This is a genomic window from Bacillus sp. GW823-FHT06B01 (assembly GCF_058952315.1).
This window is the reverse complement of sequence record NZ_JBXAHR010000002.1, coordinates 337,832-357,080: the sequence shown is the minus strand read 5'-3', so window position 1 is coordinate 357,080 and position 19,249 is coordinate 337,832. Positions and strand designations below refer to the sequence as shown.

Annotated in this window: 23 protein-coding genes and 1 pseudogene; 6 read left to right on the top strand and 18 right to left on the bottom strand. The window is 35.7% G+C overall.

Annotation, left to right across the window (positions count from 1 at the left end; translation table 11 throughout):
• Positions 1-3: 3 nt before the first annotated feature.
• From etfB to AC1Q8N_RS08850, 5 genes are all read right to left on the bottom strand, one after another.
• Positions 4-777 carry an electron transfer flavoprotein subunit beta gene (etfB, locus tag AC1Q8N_RS08870; RefSeq protein WP_001029035.1) on the bottom strand — a complete coding sequence of 258 codons (774 nt, stop codon included), beginning with the start codon at positions 775-777 and terminating at the stop codon, positions 4-6.
• 78 nt (positions 778-855) lie between these two features.
• Positions 856-1,632, bottom strand: a complete 777-nt coding sequence (locus tag AC1Q8N_RS08865) for an enoyl-CoA hydratase (RefSeq protein WP_431097675.1) — start codon at positions 1,630-1,632, stop codon at positions 856-858.
• A gap of 11 nt (positions 1,633-1,643) precedes the next feature.
• The gene (fadR, locus tag AC1Q8N_RS08860; protein WP_000742213.1) at positions 1,644-2,231 is read right to left on the bottom strand and encodes a fatty acid metabolism transcriptional regulator FadR; all 588 of its coding nucleotides are present in this window, start codon (positions 2,229-2,231) and stop codon (positions 1,644-1,646) included.
• A gap of 106 nt (positions 2,232-2,337) precedes the next feature.
• Positions 2,338-4,023, bottom strand: coding sequence for a long-chain-fatty-acid--CoA ligase (locus AC1Q8N_RS08855; protein WP_046958779.1), 1,686 nt, complete (start codon positions 4,021-4,023; stop codon positions 2,338-2,340).
• Positions 4,024-4,210: 187 nt separating this feature from the next.
• The gene (locus tag AC1Q8N_RS08850) at positions 4,211-5,194 is read right to left on the bottom strand and encodes a BclA C-terminal domain-containing protein (RefSeq protein ID WP_493521169.1); all 984 of its coding nucleotides are present in this window, start codon (positions 5,192-5,194) and stop codon (positions 4,211-4,213) included.
• Positions 5,195-5,394: 200 nt separating this feature from the next.
• Here AC1Q8N_RS08850 and AC1Q8N_RS08845 point away from each other — a divergent pair, with 200 nt between their 5' ends.
• From AC1Q8N_RS08845 to AC1Q8N_RS08835, 3 genes and pseudogenes are all read left to right on the top strand, one after another.
• On the top strand, positions 5,395-5,682 hold the full coding sequence (locus tag AC1Q8N_RS08845; RefSeq protein WP_180236015.1) for a hypothetical protein: 288 nt from the start codon (positions 5,395-5,397) through the stop codon (positions 5,680-5,682).
• Between the two features lie 63 nt (positions 5,683-5,745).
• Positions 5,746-6,249, top strand: a complete 504-nt coding sequence (locus AC1Q8N_RS08840; RefSeq protein ID WP_046958777.1) for a DinB family protein — start codon at positions 5,746-5,748, stop codon at positions 6,247-6,249.
• 136 nt (positions 6,250-6,385) lie between these two features.
• Positions 6,386-6,713, top strand: a pseudogene (locus tag AC1Q8N_RS08835) (YfjL-like protein).
• 63 nt (positions 6,714-6,776) lie between these two features.
• On the opposite strand, the gene AC1Q8N_RS08830 reads toward AC1Q8N_RS08835, so the two are convergent.
• The 7 genes from AC1Q8N_RS08830 to AC1Q8N_RS08800 form a co-directional block, all read right to left on the bottom strand.
• Positions 6,777-7,469, bottom strand: coding sequence for an ABC transporter permease (locus AC1Q8N_RS08830; RefSeq protein WP_098078839.1), 693 nt, complete (start codon positions 7,467-7,469; stop codon positions 6,777-6,779).
• 24 nt (positions 7,470-7,493) lie between these two features.
• Complete coding sequence (locus tag AC1Q8N_RS08825) at positions 7,494-8,366, bottom strand: DUF4097 family beta strand repeat-containing protein (protein ID WP_141520020.1); 873 nt, start codon at positions 8,364-8,366, stop codon at positions 7,494-7,496.
• Positions 8,367-8,400: 34 nt separating this feature from the next.
• Complete coding sequence (locus tag AC1Q8N_RS08820; protein WP_098078834.1) at positions 8,401-9,105, bottom strand: ABC transporter permease; 705 nt, start codon at positions 9,103-9,105, stop codon at positions 8,401-8,403.
• 34 nt (positions 9,106-9,139) lie between these two features.
• Positions 9,140-9,301 carry a hypothetical protein gene (locus AC1Q8N_RS08815; RefSeq protein ID WP_176519570.1) on the bottom strand — a complete coding sequence of 54 codons (162 nt, stop codon included), beginning with the start codon at positions 9,299-9,301 and terminating at the stop codon, positions 9,140-9,142.
• Positions 9,294-10,217 carry an ABC transporter ATP-binding protein gene (locus AC1Q8N_RS08810; RefSeq protein WP_098078828.1) on the bottom strand — a complete coding sequence of 308 codons (924 nt, stop codon included), beginning with the start codon at positions 10,215-10,217 and terminating at the stop codon, positions 9,294-9,296. Before AC1Q8N_RS08810 ends, AC1Q8N_RS08815 begins: the two co-directional genes overlap by 8 nt.
• A gap of 125 nt (positions 10,218-10,342) precedes the next feature.
• The gene (locus AC1Q8N_RS08805) at positions 10,343-11,278 is read right to left on the bottom strand and encodes a HAMP domain-containing histidine kinase (protein WP_098078826.1); all 936 of its coding nucleotides are present in this window, start codon (positions 11,276-11,278) and stop codon (positions 10,343-10,345) included.
• A gap of 1 nt (position 11,279) precedes the next feature.
• Positions 11,280-11,972, bottom strand: a complete 693-nt coding sequence (locus tag AC1Q8N_RS08800; protein WP_000018032.1) for a response regulator transcription factor — start codon at positions 11,970-11,972, stop codon at positions 11,280-11,282.
• Positions 11,973-12,140: 168 nt separating this feature from the next.
• Between AC1Q8N_RS08800 and AC1Q8N_RS08795 the strand changes: the two genes are divergently transcribed.
• Both AC1Q8N_RS08795 and AC1Q8N_RS08790 read left to right on the top strand, forming a co-directional pair.
• Complete coding sequence (locus tag AC1Q8N_RS08795; RefSeq protein ID WP_048544295.1) at positions 12,141-12,314, top strand: hypothetical protein; 174 nt, start codon at positions 12,141-12,143, stop codon at positions 12,312-12,314.
• Positions 12,315-12,509 (top strand): YwbE family protein, encoded by a 195-nt coding sequence (locus AC1Q8N_RS08790; RefSeq protein ID WP_001014310.1) that lies wholly within the window; start codon positions 12,315-12,317, stop codon positions 12,507-12,509.
• Positions 12,510-12,548: 39 nt separating this feature from the next.
• On the opposite strand, the gene AC1Q8N_RS08785 is transcribed toward AC1Q8N_RS08790, so the two are convergent.
• The gene (locus AC1Q8N_RS08785) at positions 12,549-13,748 is read right to left on the bottom strand and encodes a class I SAM-dependent rRNA methyltransferase (protein ID WP_493521168.1); all 1,200 of its coding nucleotides are present in this window, start codon (positions 13,746-13,748) and stop codon (positions 12,549-12,551) included.
• A gap of 285 nt (positions 13,749-14,033) precedes the next feature.
• On the opposite strand from AC1Q8N_RS08785, the gene isdG reads away from it, so the two are divergent.
• Positions 14,034-14,357, top strand: a complete 324-nt coding sequence (gene isdG / locus AC1Q8N_RS08780; protein WP_000587825.1) for a heme oxygenase — start codon at positions 14,034-14,036, stop codon at positions 14,355-14,357.
• A gap of 65 nt (positions 14,358-14,422) precedes the next feature.
• Here isdG and srtB read toward each other — a convergent pair whose 3' ends face one another.
• The 5 genes from srtB to AC1Q8N_RS08755 all read right to left on the bottom strand — a co-directional run.
• A complete protein-coding gene (gene srtB, locus AC1Q8N_RS08775) occupies positions 14,423-15,187 on the bottom strand; it encodes a class B sortase (protein ID WP_098078823.1) in 765 nt (254 codons plus the stop codon).
• Positions 15,188-15,218: 31 nt separating this feature from the next.
• Positions 15,219-15,989, bottom strand: a complete 771-nt coding sequence (locus AC1Q8N_RS08770) for an ABC transporter ATP-binding protein (protein WP_098078820.1) — start codon at positions 15,987-15,989, stop codon at positions 15,219-15,221.
• Entirely contained in the window at positions 15,979-16,962 is a 984-nt protein-coding gene (locus AC1Q8N_RS08765) for a FecCD family ABC transporter permease (RefSeq protein WP_001036828.1), read from the bottom strand. The genes AC1Q8N_RS08770 and AC1Q8N_RS08765 overlap by 11 nt, the downstream gene beginning before the upstream one ends.
• Before the next feature lie 27 nt (positions 16,963-16,989).
• Positions 16,990-17,871 carry a heme ABC transporter substrate-binding protein IsdE gene (isdE, locus tag AC1Q8N_RS08760; RefSeq protein WP_048544305.1) on the bottom strand — a complete coding sequence of 294 codons (882 nt, stop codon included), beginning with the start codon at positions 17,869-17,871 and terminating at the stop codon, positions 16,990-16,992.
• Between the two features lie 69 nt (positions 17,872-17,940).
• On the bottom strand, positions 17,941-19,249 hold a 1,309-nt coding region (locus AC1Q8N_RS08755), incomplete at its 5' end, for an NEAT domain-containing protein (protein ID WP_493521167.1).

Genomic DNA, 19,249 nt, shown 5'->3' with positions numbered 1-19,249 from the left:
TTATTAGATTACTTTCGCTTCTGTATGGAGCAACGATACAAGTTCTTTTACTTGATCTTGCAGCTCGCCTTGTAACACTTTTCCTGCATCTTTCTTAGGAGGCAAATAGATTTCAATTGTTTTTGTCTTTGCTTCCACATCATCTTCTTCTAAATCTAAATCATCTAATTCTACTTCTTCTAGTGGCTTTTTCTTCGCTTTCATAATACCTGGAAGCGATGGATAACGAGGTTCATTTAAACCTTGTTGTGCTGTTACTAAAACTGGTAATGAAGTTTCAATCACTTCCGTATCACCTTCAACATCACGCTCAATCTTCACGTTTGTACCGTCAATTTCAAGTTTTGTAATTGTCGTTACGTACGGAATATTTAACGCTTCTGCTACGCGTGGACCAACTTGTCCAGATGCACCATCAATTGCAACGTTCCCGCCTAAAATTAAATCTACATCTTTATCTTTTAAATATTCAGCAAGTACTTTTGCTGTCGTGAACTGGTCACCATTTTCCACATCATCTTCAATATTAATTAATACAGCTTTATCGCAGCCCATCGCTAATGCCGTACGAAGTTCTTTCTCACTATCTTCGCCACCGACTGTTACAACAGTAACTTCGCCACCTTGTGCGTCTCTTACTTGAATTGCTTCTTCAATCGCATATTCGTCGTAAGGGTTGATGATGAATTCCGCTTCGCCATCGTAAATTGCACCGTTTTTAATTACGATTTTTTCTTCTGTATCAAATGTTCGTTTCATGAGTACGTAGATGTTCATTCCATTTACCCCCTTGTTTTTCAGAAAGATTCTATCAATTTTAATTTTCTGTTAATTTATATTAAAAAAATAATTGAACTACCTGCCATTAAATGAAGGCTTACGTTTTTCTAAAAACGCTGCTACACCTTCTCTTCCATCTTCACCCGTAAATACTTCACCAAAGATTTGAGCTTCGCGTTGTACACCTTCATAATAATGAGACGATTTCGTCATTTGCAATAACTCTAGTACAGCACGAGTCGTCGCTGGGCTTTTTCCAGCAATCTGTTTTGCAACTTTAAGCGTATCATCTAAAAATGTTTCTTCAGCAAAAACTCCGTTAACAAGTCCCCATTTTAATGCTTCTGCACCAGTAATCGGTGTACTTGTTAACATCATTTCACAGGCTTTCGCTTTCCCAACATAACGTGGTAATCGCTGTGTACCTGCAAATCCAGGAATTAATCCAAGTGTTAATTCAGGTAAACCAAGTTTTGCACTTTCAGTTGCAAAGCGCATGTGGCAAGACATAGCAAACTCAAGGCCGCCGCCAAGTGCCGCTCCATGAATTGCCGCGATAACTGGTTTTGAACATTTTTCAACACGCTCAAACGTAACTTGTCCAAGCTGCGCTAATTCTGTCGCTTGCTTCGCTTCAGTAACAGATGTAAATTCTTTAATATCTGCTCCCGCCGAGAAGAAGCGCCCTTCACCGTGAATAACAACAACACGAATGTTATCATCCTTCTCCACTTGATCAATTAATTCAGTAACGTCATGCATAACTTGTGAAGACATCGCGTTTGCCGGCGCATGATTTAACGTCGCCACCGCGATATGATCTTCAACTCTTACAGATAGGAATTTCAACATGATCCCTCCCATTATTGACGATAACCACAAGCTGCAATAAGTAGCCCATGTACCGTTTTTGAAAGTGCGACCAGATCATACTTATGATCGCTCATTACCCAATTGGTCACAACTTCATCTACTGTTCCAAAGATCATTTGTCTTGCCACACGAACATTTAAATCCGCTTGGAATTCACCTTGCTTTATACCTGTCTCCAAAATCTCATCCATAACTTGTAAGTAGCCTTTTAATACTTCATTTATTTTCAGGCGTAAGTCTTGATTGGACTGTCTTAGCTCTAATTGCGTAACGATAGCAAGAGGATCATTTTGTGATAACAGCAAGAAGTGCGTTTCTACCAACATGAATAACTTCGATACAGCGCTTTCAATTCCTGCTGTTTTTTGACGAATTGTTTCGACAAAATCTCCCATCTTCTCTTGGAATAAGGATATTAATATATCTTCTTTATTTTTAAAATATAAATAAATCGTGCCATCAGCTACCCCAGCTTGCTTTGCTATTTTAGAAACTTGCGCTTGGTGGTACCCATTCTCCGCAATCACAATGACTGCCGCATCAATAATTTGATTGTATTTCGGTCTATTTTTCTTCACTTTACTGTCCCCTTCAAGAAGATGACTGAATGAATAGTCATTCATATTCTTATAATACTGACTATTTAGAAAAGTGTCAATCCTATTTTTTCAAAAAGAAAGGGCCTTAGCCCGTTTGCTCATCCTCATTTTTTCTTTTCTCTTCATCTATTAGGACACGGCGTAAAATTTTTCCGACAGTCGTTTTCGGCAGTTCATCTCTAAACTCATATACCTTCGGCACTTTATAAGCCGCTAAATATTTACGCGCAAACTGGTTTAATTCTTCCTCAGAACACTCCGCACCTTCTTTTAACACAACAAATGCTTTAACTGTCTCTCCCCGGTACGGATCGGGAACTCCAATCGTCACTACTTCTTGCACTTTTTCATGCTCATATAATACTTCTTCTACTTCGCGAGGATACACATTAAATCCACTCGCAACAATCATATCTTTCTTACGATCTTTCACATAGAAAAATCCATCTTCATCCATGTAACCAACATCCCCTGTATGAAGCCATCCGTCTTGTAATACAGCTGCTGTTTCTTCTGGCTTATTCCAATACCCTTTCATAATTTGAGGACCCTTTACAACAATTTCACCAATTTCACCCGGAGGTAAAGCCTCTCCAGTTTCAAGCGACATAATGTTTGCCTCTGTATCTGGCCACGGCACACCAATACTTCCTGGCACGCGTTTTTCCCACAAAAAATTCCCATGTGTAACTGGCGACGACTCCGTTAATCCATAACCTTCTACCAATTTCCCACCTGTAACTCTCTCAAACTCTTCCTGTACTTCTACAGGAAGCGGGGCAGATCCACTAATACAAGCTTGAATGGAAGAAATATCATATTCTTTTAAGAGGGGACTATTTAATAGAGCAATATAAATGGTCGGTGCCCCTGGAAATAGTGTGACTTTATGTTTTTTTATCGCTTCAAAAACCATTTTCATATCAAACTTCGGAATCAGCACCATTTTATATCCTTGCATAATACTTAAATTCATTACAGCTGTCATCCCATACACATGAAAGAACGGAAGGACACCAAGAATTACTTCTTCCCCTTCTTTACAATTATATAGCCAATGAGCTCCCATTAAAGTGTTCGAAACAAGGTTTTTATGCGTCAACATAACGCCTTTCGGAAATCCAGTTGTTCCTCCAGTGTACTGTAAAAGAGCTAGATCATTTTCAGGATCACAAGGCACTTCAACATTAACATTACTTTCTCGTTCTACTGATTTCCATAGATGAATCGTTTCGCTTTCCGACACATCCACAACAAGATTTGCCTGCTTTTTTTGTACAAATGGATAAAGTAAATTTTTAGGGAAGGGTAAAAAGTCCGCAATCCGAGTTACGATAATATGTTCAATTTTTGTAGCAGATTGAACATTCGTTACTCTTGGAAACACTAAATCGAGACAAAGAATTACTTTTGCTCCCGAATCATGAAGCTGGTATTCTAATTCTCTTTCTGTATATAGCGGATTTGTTTGTACTACGATACCTCCCGCAAGTAATGTACCATAATAACCAATTACAGATTGCGGACAGTTTGGCAACATAATAGCAACTCGATCACCCTTTTCCACACCGAGTTTTTGAAGATAATTTGCAAACCTCTTCACCTTATCGTGGAAGTCTGAAAATGTAATATCCTTCCCTAAAAAGTGAAGCGCTTTCTTTTCTGGATAACGTGAAGCCACCTGTTCCACATATCCATGAAGCGGCTGAATATCATAAGAAATCGCACTTGGAATTTCTTCTGGATAACTTTTCAACCATGGTTTTTCCACCTTCATTCCCCCTTCAAATACATAAAAATAAATGAATGTTCATTCATGAAGTTGTTTTCATTATATTATAGTCACCATAACGTTACAATCATAATATTCTGACTTTTGTATAACTATGCTTTACTTCATTAACTTCTTATTATATGTATAAACTCTCCTAATCTTAAAAAAGTAAGAGAGTTATTATTTAGCTTAATCTTATTATCGTTAACACAGCTCCTGGTGTAGTTGTTGATAACGTTGCAACAGCTAACAAACCAAATAGTTGCAAACTAATGGCACTTCCAGCCGCAAGAGTCGTAATAATTGTTGCACTAAATGATGTAGTTGCTAACGCAGGAGAATTGATCGTTCCAGCAAGAGGTGCACCATTAATTGTAATCCGCGAACTGACTAATAATGAAGCCGTTATATTAATCGTATATGAAATATAATAATTCCCCGCATTTGCAGCCGTAAATACTGTATTCCCCCCAGAAACAGTAATACCTGGACCAATATTTTGATTATTCGGAAGCGGGACATTCGTTCCACCAAGAAGTACCGATATCGCTGTTCCCGATGTATTATTTGCAAAAGCGTATGTTGCAGTTATACTTGTGCCAGTTGCCCCTGTGTCTCCTGTTACTCCCGTCGAACCTGTTGCTCCTGTTGGACCCGTTATTCCCGTCGCTCCTGTTGAACCTGTTATTCCTGTTGCTCCCGTCGGACCCGTTGAACCTGTTATTCCCGTTGCTCCCGTCGGACCCGTTGAACCTGTTATTCCCGTTGCTCCCGTCGGACCCGTTGAACCTGTTATTCCCGTCGCTCCCGTTGGACCTGTTGAACCTGTTATTCCCGTCGCTCCCGTTGGACCTGTTGGACCTGTTGGACCTGTTGAACCTGTTATTCCCGTCGCTCCTGTTGGACCTGTTGCCCCTGTTATTCCTGTTGCTCCCGTCGGACCCGTTGAACCTGTTATTCCCGTCGCTCCCGTTGGACCTGTGTCACCTGTTGGGCCCGTTGCTCCCGTTGGGCCTGTGTCACCTGTTGGGCCCGTTGCTCCCGTCGGACCTGTTGGACCCAGCTTAGGAACTGTCCCATCACAACTAAAACAGCATGAATCAACATGTACACCATTTTGATTATTACACCCACAATATCCATTTATATTATTGCTCCATGAAGACATGTTGATCACTTCCTTTACGTTCGATCTTTTAAGTAAAATCACCAAGTTAGAAAACACCTATCTAAATAACAAAAAACACTTTACCTAGTGGGGATAAACACAGATTTATTCCATACATTCTAGTAATTATTACATGCGATTTGCTCTCTTTTTGCTTGTACTTTCGCCTTCTTGCTCAAACGAAATTCTTTTTCTCTATTTTGCATATACATATAAACTTCAATCCAATTGGTGTATTCATCGGCGGACTACTTGCAGTTAAAATTGTCCTTTTTTCATGGAAATTAGGATTTAGCTCAACAGCCCTTGCTTTAATAGAAATCGGTATTTCAGCTCTCGGCTCAACAATTATTCAACTCTTTATCGTTAGCACAAATTTGAATGTTGCTGTACTTGGAGCACCTTATTTCTTATGGTTGGTGAGGAAGAGTTGGAAGAAAGTTAAAAAGGAGCTTCTTGGGAGTCTCCTTTTTTATTCATTCTTATAAGGTCAAAAGGAAACTATCTTTTTTTCACGAATGTAACCTATGAACATAACGAGGAGGGATAACATGTACCAAACTATTGAAGGCTTCTTGCAATCATGGACATACGAGGCTGAGTCTACTCAAAAGATGCTCAATGCATTAACAGATGAATCTTTGTCACAAGAAATTGCACCTGGACACTGGACGTTAGGCAGAGTTGCTTGGCATATCGTGACGGCAATTCCAGTTATACTATCTGGCACAGGGCTTAAGTTTGAAGGAGAAACGAAAGATTATCCTGTACCAACTTCTGCAACAACAATTGCTGATCAATACCGTAAAGTGAATGCAGCTTTTGTTGAAGCTCTTCAAGGCGAATGGACGGATAAAGACTTAGCTACTATTAATGACTTCTTTGGTCGTCCTATGCCGAATTCTATATTTTTAATGACACTTATTAATCATCAAAATCACCATCGCGGACAAATGACGGTTTTAATGCGACAAGCCGGCTTAACAGTCCCTGGCGTATATGGTCCTGCAAAAGAAGAATGGGCTGCAGCTGGAATGGAAGCTCCTAAAATGTAACTACAGAAAAAGACAAGGTGTTTACACATCTTGTCTTTTTCTGTAACTTGTTTCATGTGAAACTATTTTTACCAAATGGTTGTTTTATGGAAAAATACGTTAAAATGAATACATATTATGAAGAGGAGCAACCAAATTGAATACAAAAAATAAAAAAATAGTTATGGGAACTGTTTTACTAACTTCTATTATTGGAGTTATCAGCGCATCTCTTTATTTCACAAGTTATGGTACCCCTTGGGGAAAACAAACAGCAGTTACGGAATCAAAAGAATATATTACAAAATACTTTGATCTAGATGCAGAAGTCAAAAATACTTCTTACGATGCTAAAATGAATAGCTATCTCATTTGAGACAAGTAAAGACGGAGAGTTTACTATCGAATATAAAAGTCCTAATAACTTTAATATTTCTCCAGGAGTGCAAGCGTATTTAAGCAAACACTCCAAATTTACAGAGTAGTAACGAAGCATACATATACAAAAAAAGAGTTACTGTAACGCCAACTCTTTTTTCTTATTTTTGTCATACTGTTATATCTTCCTTCTCTATATTTTTAATTCCGTAACATGCAATCACAACTCCAATTGCTGCCAATGCTAGTTGAAGAGGAAGAAAAGTTGCTACAGAAAACGTAGTGCTATTCATTGCAATTGATACAACGATAAGGGATGAAACAATTGTAGTTGGCACTGAACGTTTACGCATTCCGAAATATAGTGGGATTAAACTTATTCCCGCAGTTGCGACGGCTAAAGGAACAAGGTTTATCCCTTCTTGCATCAATTGATCTACTGTGAATGAATTAGGAAGAATTGAAAAATAGCTATCTATCCCAAAGAACATTCCTACTACTAAAATGTTAGATAAAATAACTGTTATAAATGTTAATGTTGCTGTAATAACCAACTTACTAACCATCATTTTCTTTCGGTTAATTGGATAAGAAAACATAAGTAGTATTGTTTTGTTTTTATATTCACTAATTATTAACCTTGCGATTAACACACTACCAAAAATAATAAATGTTGCTCTTACTAATGCACTAGCCATTAACAAAACCATCTGTGGATCTCTCATTTCTGGATCTCCTTCTATTTGAGAAACGATGCTCGTAAAGATCAGTAATGCCAGTATAGCGATATTTGCAATAATCGCTCCCCTCACATACCATCCAATCTTAAATTTCTTCAGTTCTAGCTTCATTAAACGTAGCATGATAGTCCTCCTTCCTCATAAGACTTAATCAATATAAATTACTCCTGTTTTACTTAAAATCTTCACTTCGTTTTTTGCATCACCAATAGTTCCCTCTTTTATTTTTTCTGTATTTTTATCTTTCTTAAGTCCATTTACATTCACCATTACGTCAGACGAATTACTTTTAGCCGTAAGTTTTAAAGATATCGGAACACCTTTATACCGTACGCCAATATCTCCTGACTTTGTTTCTACAAATAATGATTTTCCTTCTTTCATATCTTTCAGTAATACTTCACCGGATGTTGAAGTGATGTTCATATTTGCGTTACTTACATTTGTTATATAGTTATCACCAGTCGTAGATTTTATATTTAATTCTTGTACTGAACTATCTTTTACAGCTAACTCTCCACTTTGCGATATGAATTCGCCTTTCTCAGCTGATAGTCCTATAACCATTTCATCTCCAGACTTGCTTTTTGTCACGATACTTTTTACTACTATATCGCTTATTTTCACATCACCCGATTTATTATTTAATACAATTGTATCTATTTCTTTCTTCGGAATAGCTATAGATATACTATTTTTCTTCCTAAACGTAAAACCATTAAAAAATCTGGTCGCCTTTTGTTTTTGCTTAACTATAACTTTATTCCCTGCCTGCTCTATTTCGACGGGATCTATCTCTTTATCTACTCGTTTACCTTGAGCCAAAATTACTATTTTATTAGAGTCTGTACTTTTAAATTCAATATCCCAGTTTTCATTGTCCACTTCTATTTCTTTTATATGATTTATCTCAAAAGACTTTTCTTTCTTAAAATCTTTCCCCTGAAATACCTTAAAGCCAAAAACCACACTAGCAATTGTCAAAAATAATATTGCAATTACTATTATTTTTTTCACCATTCATACCCCAGTTCGTTTTTGTTTTAGGCTTGCTTCACGCCACATCGATTTTGTCGATTTTACGAAACGATAGATAACTAATGAAAATCCCTAATAAACAGAGCACTATTGGGATAGCTATAAAATCAAACATACTTACTTGATTGCTTTCAGCCCCAACGTTACCACTAATCAGCATACCAATTATTACTGCCGAAGTAATCGTTGTCGGTGTCGATTTCTTTCTCATCCCAAAAAATAAAGAAATTAAACTTATACCAGATATCATAAATGCACTTATAATAGTAGCTGGAACGATAGCTATTATTTCACCTATCGTAGCTGGCGTTTCAATCAGTCCCATCATTGGACTCACAAAATATACGAGCAAACTAATAATGAAAGTAGCGATAATCGTGCTCACAAAACAAAAACAAAAAACAATTGTTAATTTCGCTCTCATTAACATTTTCCTTTGCAGTGGATACATAAATGATAGTTGTATCGTTTTGTTCTTATACTCATCAATTACTAAACGTGATAAAATGACCGAACTAAAAATAATGAATGTTATCCTAATAAAAATATTTGCTAAAGCCATGTTCTGTGTGAAGTCAGAGAAGAGCACGTCTCCCTCAGCTTTCATTCCTAATGCCATAAGGCTTACTGCAACGAAAATTGCTATAATACAAATTGCTACACTTTTAAAGTAACTAGATAATTGATGTTTCTTCCACTCGAGCTTCATTAATCTAAGCATACAAACCACTCCTCCATTCTTTATATAACTCTCTCTACGCTGTTAACATTCTAATTCCAGCAGTAATTACGCTTAACATTCCTATCACTAGTAGAATTAGCAACCATTTCCGCTCTGGTTTCCTATAATATAAAATTCCACTTATAAACAGCACGATTAATCCACTTACCAGGTTCAGCCACACCCCATTAAGCATGAATGCCCTCTCCATCCATTACATTTAAGAAATACTCTTCTAAGGAACTATGTTTCTTATTAATACTTTCTATTTCTACATCGTTCATAATAAGTGCTTTTGAAATGGCTTGCTGTGTCGCCGCCAATTCATACACACGAATCATATTTCCACTCATTATTTTGTAATTTTTTATACCGAGTTTATCTTCTAAAATATAAGCTGCACGCTTCACATCTGGAACAGTAATTTCAATGTACTCTGTTTGTTTTCCGTTAATACTCTTCATTGAAACTTCTTTTATTAGTTTTCCATTTTGAATTACACCAATTGTATCCGCCATTTGTTCCATCTCGCCTAAAATATGACTAGAGACTAATAATGTAATGCCATATTCTTTGCAGAGCATTTTAAATAAGTCTCGTAATTCTTTAATACCAATTGGATCTAAACCGTTAATCGGTTCATCTAAAATGAGTAATTCTGGCTTTGTCATGATTGCCCTTGCAATACCAAGTCGTTGCTTCATACCTAATGAAAAATCTTTTACTTTTTTATCATCTATACCGTGCAATTTCACTAAATGCAAAGCATGATCAATTGCGTTTTTATCGTAATACCCCATATATTCACAATGTAATTCTAGGTTTTCCTTCGCAGTTAATTTATCATAAAAGATTGGATATTCGATAATTGTCCCCATGCGCTTTAACAATTCATAAGATGTATCCTTTAACTTCTCACCGAAAATTTCAATATCACCGCTCGTCGGTTTTATTAAATTTGTGATCATTTTCATAATCGTTGTTTTACCTGCACCATTCGGTCCTAAGAAACCGTATATCTCTCCTTTTTTCACATGCATGTTAACGCTAGAAATAACTTCTTTCCCTTTAAACACTTTCGTTAGCTGATTCGTTTTTAATATATATGTCATGTCATTTTCTCCTTTCGCACTACTTTATACTTCTATAATAGACAACGGAAATCTCTTTTTTCTTACCCGTTCCTTACAAATTCCTTACGCTGAAAAAAAGCTTGTAGAATCTACTTCTCTACAAGCTAAAACAGCATCTTTTTTAATACCACTGTAAAAATTGTTTTTTCATACGGCTTACTAGAAAGATGTATTTCTCCGTCCATCGCTTCCACAAGCCTTTTCGTAATCGTTAATCCTAAACCGCTTCCTTGATACAATCTATTTCTGGAATCTTCAAGTGTGTACATACGCTCAAACACTTTATTAATGTGAGATTCATCAATTCCTTTTCCTGTATCCCATACATCTATATACACACTCGTTTCATCGTCTCTTAACGTCATACCGAGTGTCTTTCCATCGTCTCCATATGTAATCGCATTTGATATTAAATTATTCAATACTCTACCTAATACTTCTACATTTCCAAGTGCATATATATTTCTTTCTGGTATATCAATATGAACTTGAAACCCTTTCGTCGTCACCAAATCATAAAAAGATAAAATCTTCTCGCGACAAACTTCATTCATATATACTTTTGTCATCTCAATTGCCTTGTCACCAGATTCTAATTTTGCTAAATCAAAAAACTTATGAATCAGTTCCATTACTTCTAGTGTTTTCACATGCACCTTTTCAAGTAATATTTGCTGTTCTTCTTTATTTATCGTTTTATCCTTATTTAACATTTCTGTATATCCAAGAATAACTGTTAGTGGCGTCTTTAAATCATGTGAAATATTGGAAAGCATTTTTCTCATCGAAATTTCTACTTTCGCATGATCTGCATTCGTTTTCTGTTTTGCAGCTAATAATTGATTAATTGCCACTAATAATTTTTGCAATTGTATATCATCTGTCATAACGAGTAACTTCTCGCCTGTTTGTTCATTTACAATACTTTCTAACTTTTCGTATGTGTATCGTAAATTTTTGCTACTGTTTTTCCTCATTTTATACTGTATGTAAATGACACATAACAATGTAAAAATAATACCTATTAACAAATTGACCATATTACATCACTTCCAACTTATAGCCGATGCCCCATAACGTTTTAATATACTCTGGATTAGATGGATCACTTTCAATTTTCTCGCGCAATCTCCTCATATGAACATTTATAACATTATCATCACCGTAATACTCTTCGTTCCAAACTAACGTATATATTTGCGCTTTCGTAAATACACGATTTTGATTCTTTACGAATAGCTTTAAAATCTCAAATTCTTTTAAAGTAAGCTTGAGGGGCTTTCCGTTTTTTTCAACCGTAAAATTAATTGGATCAATTGCTAAATCACCAATTTGAATCATCTTTTCTGTTGTTTCTGTAGCCGAATATTTCGTAGACCTCCGAATACCCGCTTTTACACGTGCAGCCAATTCAATCATAGAAAATGGCTTACAAATGTAATCATCTGCTCCCAGTCCTAATCCAACAGCTTTATCAACATCTGTATCTTTTGCCGACATCATTAAAATCGGAACTGCACTTTTTTCCCGAATGATTCGCACAACCTCTAAGCCATCTAGCTTTGGCATCATAATGTCGAGGATAATCAAATCAAATGAACCTTTTAAATATGTGTTCACGCCTTCTTCTCCATCAGATGCGATTGTAACTTGAAAGCCCTCTTTTATTAAATACTTTTCCACCATCTCTTGAATTGAAATATCGTCTTCAACTAATAAAATATGATGTGACATATGTCTATCCCCTTTTTACAAACGTTAACAATTCAATTGTATCGTAACTACTACAGACTGGAAACAATTATATGAATTTTCAAACCAACTTCCCTTCCTTCCATAACAATGATATGATAAAATTCACTACTATTGTTCATAATTAACTTTATATAAAGGAGACTTATCATGTCAGAAAATAAAAAAGTAAGCTTAGCTGATTTAATGCGTGAACAACTTGCAAAGAAAAAGCAAGGAAATGGAAATGGTGCAAATAATACAAATCAAAGCCAAGCAACGAAAAAATTACAAAACCAACAAACGAAGAAAACAAACAACCAGCGTAGACGTACAGGTGTATAAATGAACGGACAAAAACGTTCTAATATCGCACCCGGTCTTGAAGTTGATATTGTATTAAAACAAGATCAACGAACAGGCAAATTAACACGTGGAATTGTAAAAGATATTTTAACAAACTCCCCTTCCCATCCTCATGGCATTAAAGTGCGATTGCAGGACGGGCAAGTCGGTAGAGTACAAAATATCGTTCAATAAGAAAAGGAGCTCAAGTAAACTCGAGCTCCTTTTTCTTTATTACCCTTTAATTTTCTCAATGAAAACTACTTTTAAATAGTCTCCTTCTTTGAATTGATCAATGGTACGAAAATCTTCTGGTAAAGAATGTTCTTCTAATATTTTATATTTGCCATTCATTTCTTTAAATGCCGTATCGATAAATCCTTTAAACTTTTTCATATCAAATGCGCTACAATTTGTAGAGGCAACAATAATTCCATTATTTTCTGTAATCGCAATTGTTTCTTTTAATAAGTTTTTATAATCTTTCGCTGCACTAAATGTATATTTTTTTGAGCGTGCAAAGCTTGGAGGATCAAGTACAACCATATCAAATTTCATCTTTTTCTTAGCTGCATATTTGAAGTAAAGAAATACATCTTCTACAATAATGCCTTGTGCTTCATAATCTATTTCATTTACACTAAACTGCTCAATCGTTTTACTTAAACTACGATTTGCCAGGTCCACACTCGTCGTTTTGCTCGCTCCGCCAAGCGCTGCAAATACAGAGAAAGCACCTGTATAAGAGAACATATTCAACACTGTTCTCCCTGTCGCATATTTATCACGAATTTGTTTTCGAACGTTACGCTGATCTAAAAATACACCAACCATCGCTCCGTCGTTTAAATACACCGCAAAGTTCACACCATTTTCTTTTACGATAAGTGGGAACTCGCCGCGCTCTCCTGCTACGAAATCATCGCCTTCAATGTATTTCCCTTTCGTATCAAAACGCTTTTTCTCATAAATCCCTTTAAAGTTTGCTACTTTTTGAAGAGCTGCTATAATCTCATCTCTGAAAGTATAAATCCCTTCACTATACCAACTTACTACATAATAGCCGTCATAATAATCGATAATTAAGCCTCCAAGGCCATCACCTTCACCATTTAGGACACGGAATGCTGTCGTATCACTTGATTTGTAAAATTGCTTTCGTTTATGTAAGGCAGATTTTATTTTACTTTCAAAGAAAGATTGATTAATTTGTTCACTCTCTTTTCTCGTTAAAATCCAGCCGTATCCTTTATTTTGTTTTCCATAATAACCTTTTCCGATAAAATTGTTCTTCTCATCTACTACTTTAATGATTGTTCCTTCTTCCTGAACATCATTTAAATTTTGAATTGCATCTTTTAAAATAAGCGGATATCCACTTTTAATTTCTTTTATAAATTTCGGTTTTATTTTTACAGTTACTTCTGATCGCATATAATAACTTCCTTTCCATTTGCATGCTTTCTAATTCGTAGGAAGCATATAAAAAACGAGGCTAAAAAATAACCTCGTTTCACTATACCATATTATCGCTTTGCTAGTACAACTCGCTTAACCGCCACATATTTACTACATTTTGAAATGGAAATCTTACTGTCCAAAATAATAAAAAAACTTATTTATTTCACATTTACCATTGACAATGATAATGATTTTCATTATCATTTAATGTATGTGAGTTCTCGAAAATAAAGGCTACATTTATAGGAGGAATAAAACATGATTATTGTTACAAATACAGCTAAAATTACAAAGGGAAATGGACATAAATTAATTGAGCGTTTTAATAAAGTAGGTCAAGTCGAAACGATGCCAGGCTTTTTAGGATTAGAAGTTCTTTTAACGCAAAATACAGTTGATTATGATGAAGTAACAATTAGCACACGCTGGAATGCAAAAGAAGATTTCCAAGGTTGGACGAAGAGCTCAGCATTTAAAGATGCTCACTCACATCAAGGCGGGATGCCAGAATATATTCTTGATAATAAGATCACTTACTACAATGTTGAAGTTGTACGTATGCCAATGGCTGCAGCACAGTAAACATATTTCTTTTTTAAAGTATAGAATATGAGAAGCGTTACCACTTCTCATATTCTATACTTTTTTTACTGTCTCTTTACTAGTTTCGCATGCACGACTAACCTTCCTGCTTCCGGATCAAGTGCATAGTCACACGTCGAAAGTGTTACGATTTGATCACTCGCTGTCAATTTTGTATCCGTTTTGTACAGCGATTTTTCTTGAATTTTCTCCAAAAATGATGTGTATTCCGTATCATTGCTAAAATCCGTTTCAATGTAATAAAAATCAGTTGTTGTTGTATACACCGAGAACACTTCAAGATCATATCCTTCAAATAATGTATCGTAATATAATTTACGATGCGACATGAAGAACTCTTCATCTAACATTTTCTTTAAACTTCCAAACATAGAACCATCTTTCATACGGTGACCATATAAAATAGTATTTCGATTTTGAGATTTCACATCATTACGATAGTCCATAAAAATACTTCCTGCTCTCATATCTTCACCTTTATAATTACGAAATAAATAGTAATCATTGTCTTTCGCCTGAACGATTGGATAATTAATTTGTGTATCATCCATCGTAATCCATCCAACTATTTCTTGGTTAATTTGCTGCAGAGCTTTGAACTGTTTACGTACTTCCCCGTCTTGTGATTGCTCTTCCATCGGACTCTTTTCATAAATGTTTTGTGCTTCGGCCATTACTTTACGATTTTCATAGTAATCCATGAAAATATCACCTAATTCATATACTGAATAGAAAAAGGTACCTAAAAAAACAACTGTAAGTATTCGTTGAAAAAAAGAATTCTGCTTCCGTTCTTTTTTACTACTCAAATCATCACCTCAAAACGGATTGTTCGCATATTTAAATACCCATTGGGACCATATACAACCCTGTATCTTCATCTTGCTTTACAACGACATCTACACCGTATATCGTCTTTATCATACTTTCTGTCACAACATCTTTCGGCTTACCTTTCGTAACAATTTCGCCGTCTTTCATAACGATGATATGATCACTATAGCGAATCGCCTGATTGATATCATGTAATACCATAACGATTGTCAATCCATGTACTTCATTTAACTCTTTTACTAGCTCTAATATTTCAAGTTGATAATAAATATCTAAATAGGTGGTCGGTTCATCTAAAAAGAGCATTGGTGTTTTCTGAGCTAACGTCATAGCAATCCAAACACGTTGTCTTTCTCCACCAGATAAAGCATGAATCTCTTTATCACGTTTACTTAGTAAATTCGTACATGCTAAAGCCCCTTCGATTGCTTCTCTATCTTCATCAGTTTGCGAGGAAAAAATATTTTTATGAGGCATACGACCATAACTTGTTAATTTCTCTACCGTCATATCTGCCGGTGCTTCATTTTGTTGATGGACAACGGCTAACTTTCTAGCAAACTCTTTCGGTTTATATTGACTAATCGCCTTTCCATCCAGTATTATCTCTCCGCTACGAGGGTCGTGATTTCTTGACATGACGCCAAGTAATGTCGATTTCCCGCAACCGTTTGGACCAATAATTGTTGTAATTTTACCAATTTCTATTTCACTACTAACCGACTTTAATCGATCCGTTACATTATCATACGAAAAGGTTACATTTTTAATTTCCATGAACTTTATCACTCTTTCTAAGCAAGAATATTAAGAATGGGCCACCAATCACTGCCATAATCGTCGCCGCTGGAATTTCGTTAGGTGGCACAATTAACCTTCCAATCGTATCCGCCGTCAAAATTAATAACGCTCCTGCAAGAGCAGAAAATGGAATTAATACTTTATGATCCGAACCGACTAGTTGTCTTGAAATGTGCGGAACGAGTAATCCTACGAAAGCAATAACACCTGCAATTGCTGTTGATACTGCTGCTAAAAGTACTGCAATAGCAGAAATAATAAGACGAACTCTCGTCACGTGCAAACCTAAGTTTTTCGCAGTCTTATCTTGTAGCGATAATAAGTTACACCAAGCTCCTACAAACAGAGCAAGAATAAGACCAATTGTTCCATATGTAACCATTATTTCTACATCGCCCCACGTCTTCATCGTTATGTTAGAAGTCGTCGTTTGCTTAATACTCTTAATGAAGTATCCGCAAATCGTAATGAACGATTCATTTAATCCAGTGAACATTGCATTAATAGCTATACCAACTAAAATAATGCGAAGCGGACTTAACCCTGACTTCCATGAAAATGCATAAACGAGATAACATGCAAACGCACCACCTAAAAAGGCGAATACGGGTGTCCAGAAAAAGAATTGCGGGAATAACGTAATAATAACAAGTGTCATAAAACTTGCCCCAGAAGATATCCCGATTACCCCAGCATCAGCAAGTGGATTTTTCATAACAGCTTGAAAAAGCACACCTGAAACGGCCAGAGCTGCTCCAGTAAATAGTGCAATAATAATACGTGGGAAACGTAAATCTTTAATCACTTCAACATCTTCATTCCCCCCTGTAAATATCCCTTGCACAAGCTCAACAATACCTATTTCTAAACTCCCTTTCATCGCTGACAATGATGTCATAACAATAAGCAATGCAGTAACAATGAGGAAACTCCAAGTTTTTTTATTCATTCCACTCTTCCTTTATATTAAAATGCATCACGGATACATCATTTTTTTCAATTCATCTAAAGCTTCCATTGCTGCTAAATTACCTGTTGTTCCAAATAAACGCTCTTCTAAATCGTAAACACGGTTATTTTTAACTGCAGCGAAGTGCTTCCAAATATCATTTGTTTTAAATTCTTTATCAAACATTTTCACAACTTCTTCAGGCATACCATGAGCTGCTCGTAAAATAATATCCGGATCAGCTTTTTTCAAATACTCTGTATTAGAAGCTAAATACTCTACTTGTTCACCTTGCACAATATTTTTACCACCTAGTTGTTTCACTAAATCTCCAATATAAGAATGCTCTGTTGCTACTAAATAACTCCCTGGTACACCTAATAAAATAAGCACTGTCGGTTCTTTCTTTCCCTTTACTGCTGTTTTAATCTCTGTAACCTTGTTATCTAACTTCGTTACAACTGCTTCAGCCTGCTTTTCACGTCCATATTGCTTACCTAAATCGCTAATGGAATTTTGCATATTTTTCAAGCTTGTTAAATCTAAAAAGTTTGCTTTCGTGCCCACACCATCAAAAACTGGCTTTAATTCATATTCAAGTGTTGTCACGGATAATACTTCTGACGGCTTTAACGATTTTACCTTTTCCATATCAGGACTCATCGGATTCCCGACTTCAGGTAAACCTTTATATCTCTTTGGTAAATCTTTCGTACTTGTTGGAATACCAACTAAATCTACTTCTAACGCATCCATAATTTCAGTAACAGCAACTGTCGTTGCAACAATTCTCTCTTTACTCTCACTCTTTACCTGTTTTGCTGCTTCTTTTTTAGGCGCCGAGCATCCAGCTATACTCACTAATAGAATGATAGCCATTAGTACACTAGCAATTTTCTTCACTCTCAATCACCACTCCTTTCCAAATAATATGAAACAAGTCTTGATGCATGCGAACATGCATCAAGACTCCAAAAATTACAATCTTCCTGCTCTATATTTACGAACTAGTAAAGCAAGTGACCCAAGCAATAGCACCATGTATAAACCTAGTTGTGCTGTATCTGCCGTTTTTGAGTTTTTCTCTTTTTTTGAATCATTTTTTTGATCTTCTTTTTTCTTCTTATCATCTGCATTTCGGTTAAAATCAGGATTATCTACTTTTTTCACATTATCTACTTTCGGTGTAATTACTGGATTGTTCGGATCTTTTTTCGGATCTTTTTTTGGATCCTCTTTAATCGTTCCTAACGCACCAATATTATTTGTATCAAATTGAATTTGGACATCGTAGAAATGATGGTAGTTCATTTCGTTGATATCAACTTTTACTTTTGCATTTAATTTTGCAAATAAATCACTTACTTCAAATTGCACTACTCTCGTATTTGCATTTGTATCTTTGCTTACTACTTTCGCATCAGCAAAAAGACTGTTATTTTCCGTTTGGAATTTTGTAATCCATGCACTATTTTTTAACGTCATCTCAATGTACTTTTTACCATCTTTAACGATTAATTTTGCTGGATGTACAGTATAGTCATGCATCTTTGAAAGCTCATTTGTTTTATCTTTTAACACTTTAAACGGAATATCATATTGACCATCCACTAAATTTTTCGGATCAACTATTACTTTTGGTTGATTATTTCCGCCTTGGTTGTCACTTCCGCCTTGGTTGTCGTTTCCACCTTGGTTATCGTTTCCGCCTTGGTTGTCGTTTCCACCTTGGTTGTCGTTTCCACCTTGGTTATCATTTCCGCCTTGATTACCTAAAGCTTTAATACTATTTTCATCAAATACAAATTGAACATCGTAGAAATGGTGATAATTCATTGCATCAATATCTACTTTTACTTTTGCATTTAATTTTTTCGATAAATCATCTACTTCTAACTCTACTACTTTTGTATTTTTCTCTTTATTCTCACTTAAGACTTTTGCGTTAACAAAAGAACCATTCTTCTCAAACTCAAATTTTGTAATCCATGCACTATTCGTTAATGTAAACGATACATACTTCTTGCCATCTTTCACTTTTAGTACAGCTGGACTCTTTGTATATGTGTTCATCATTGAAATTTCTTCTGTTTTATCTTTTAAAACTTTAAAGCCAATACTGTATTCACCATCTTTAAGGGCTTTTGGATCAATGGTTGTGTTGTTGCCTTGGTTGTTGTTTCCACCTTGATTATCGTTTCCGCCTTGGTTATCGTTTCCGCCTTGGTTATCGTTTCCGCCTTGGTTATCGTTTCCGCCTTGGTTATCGTTTCCGCCTTGGTTATCG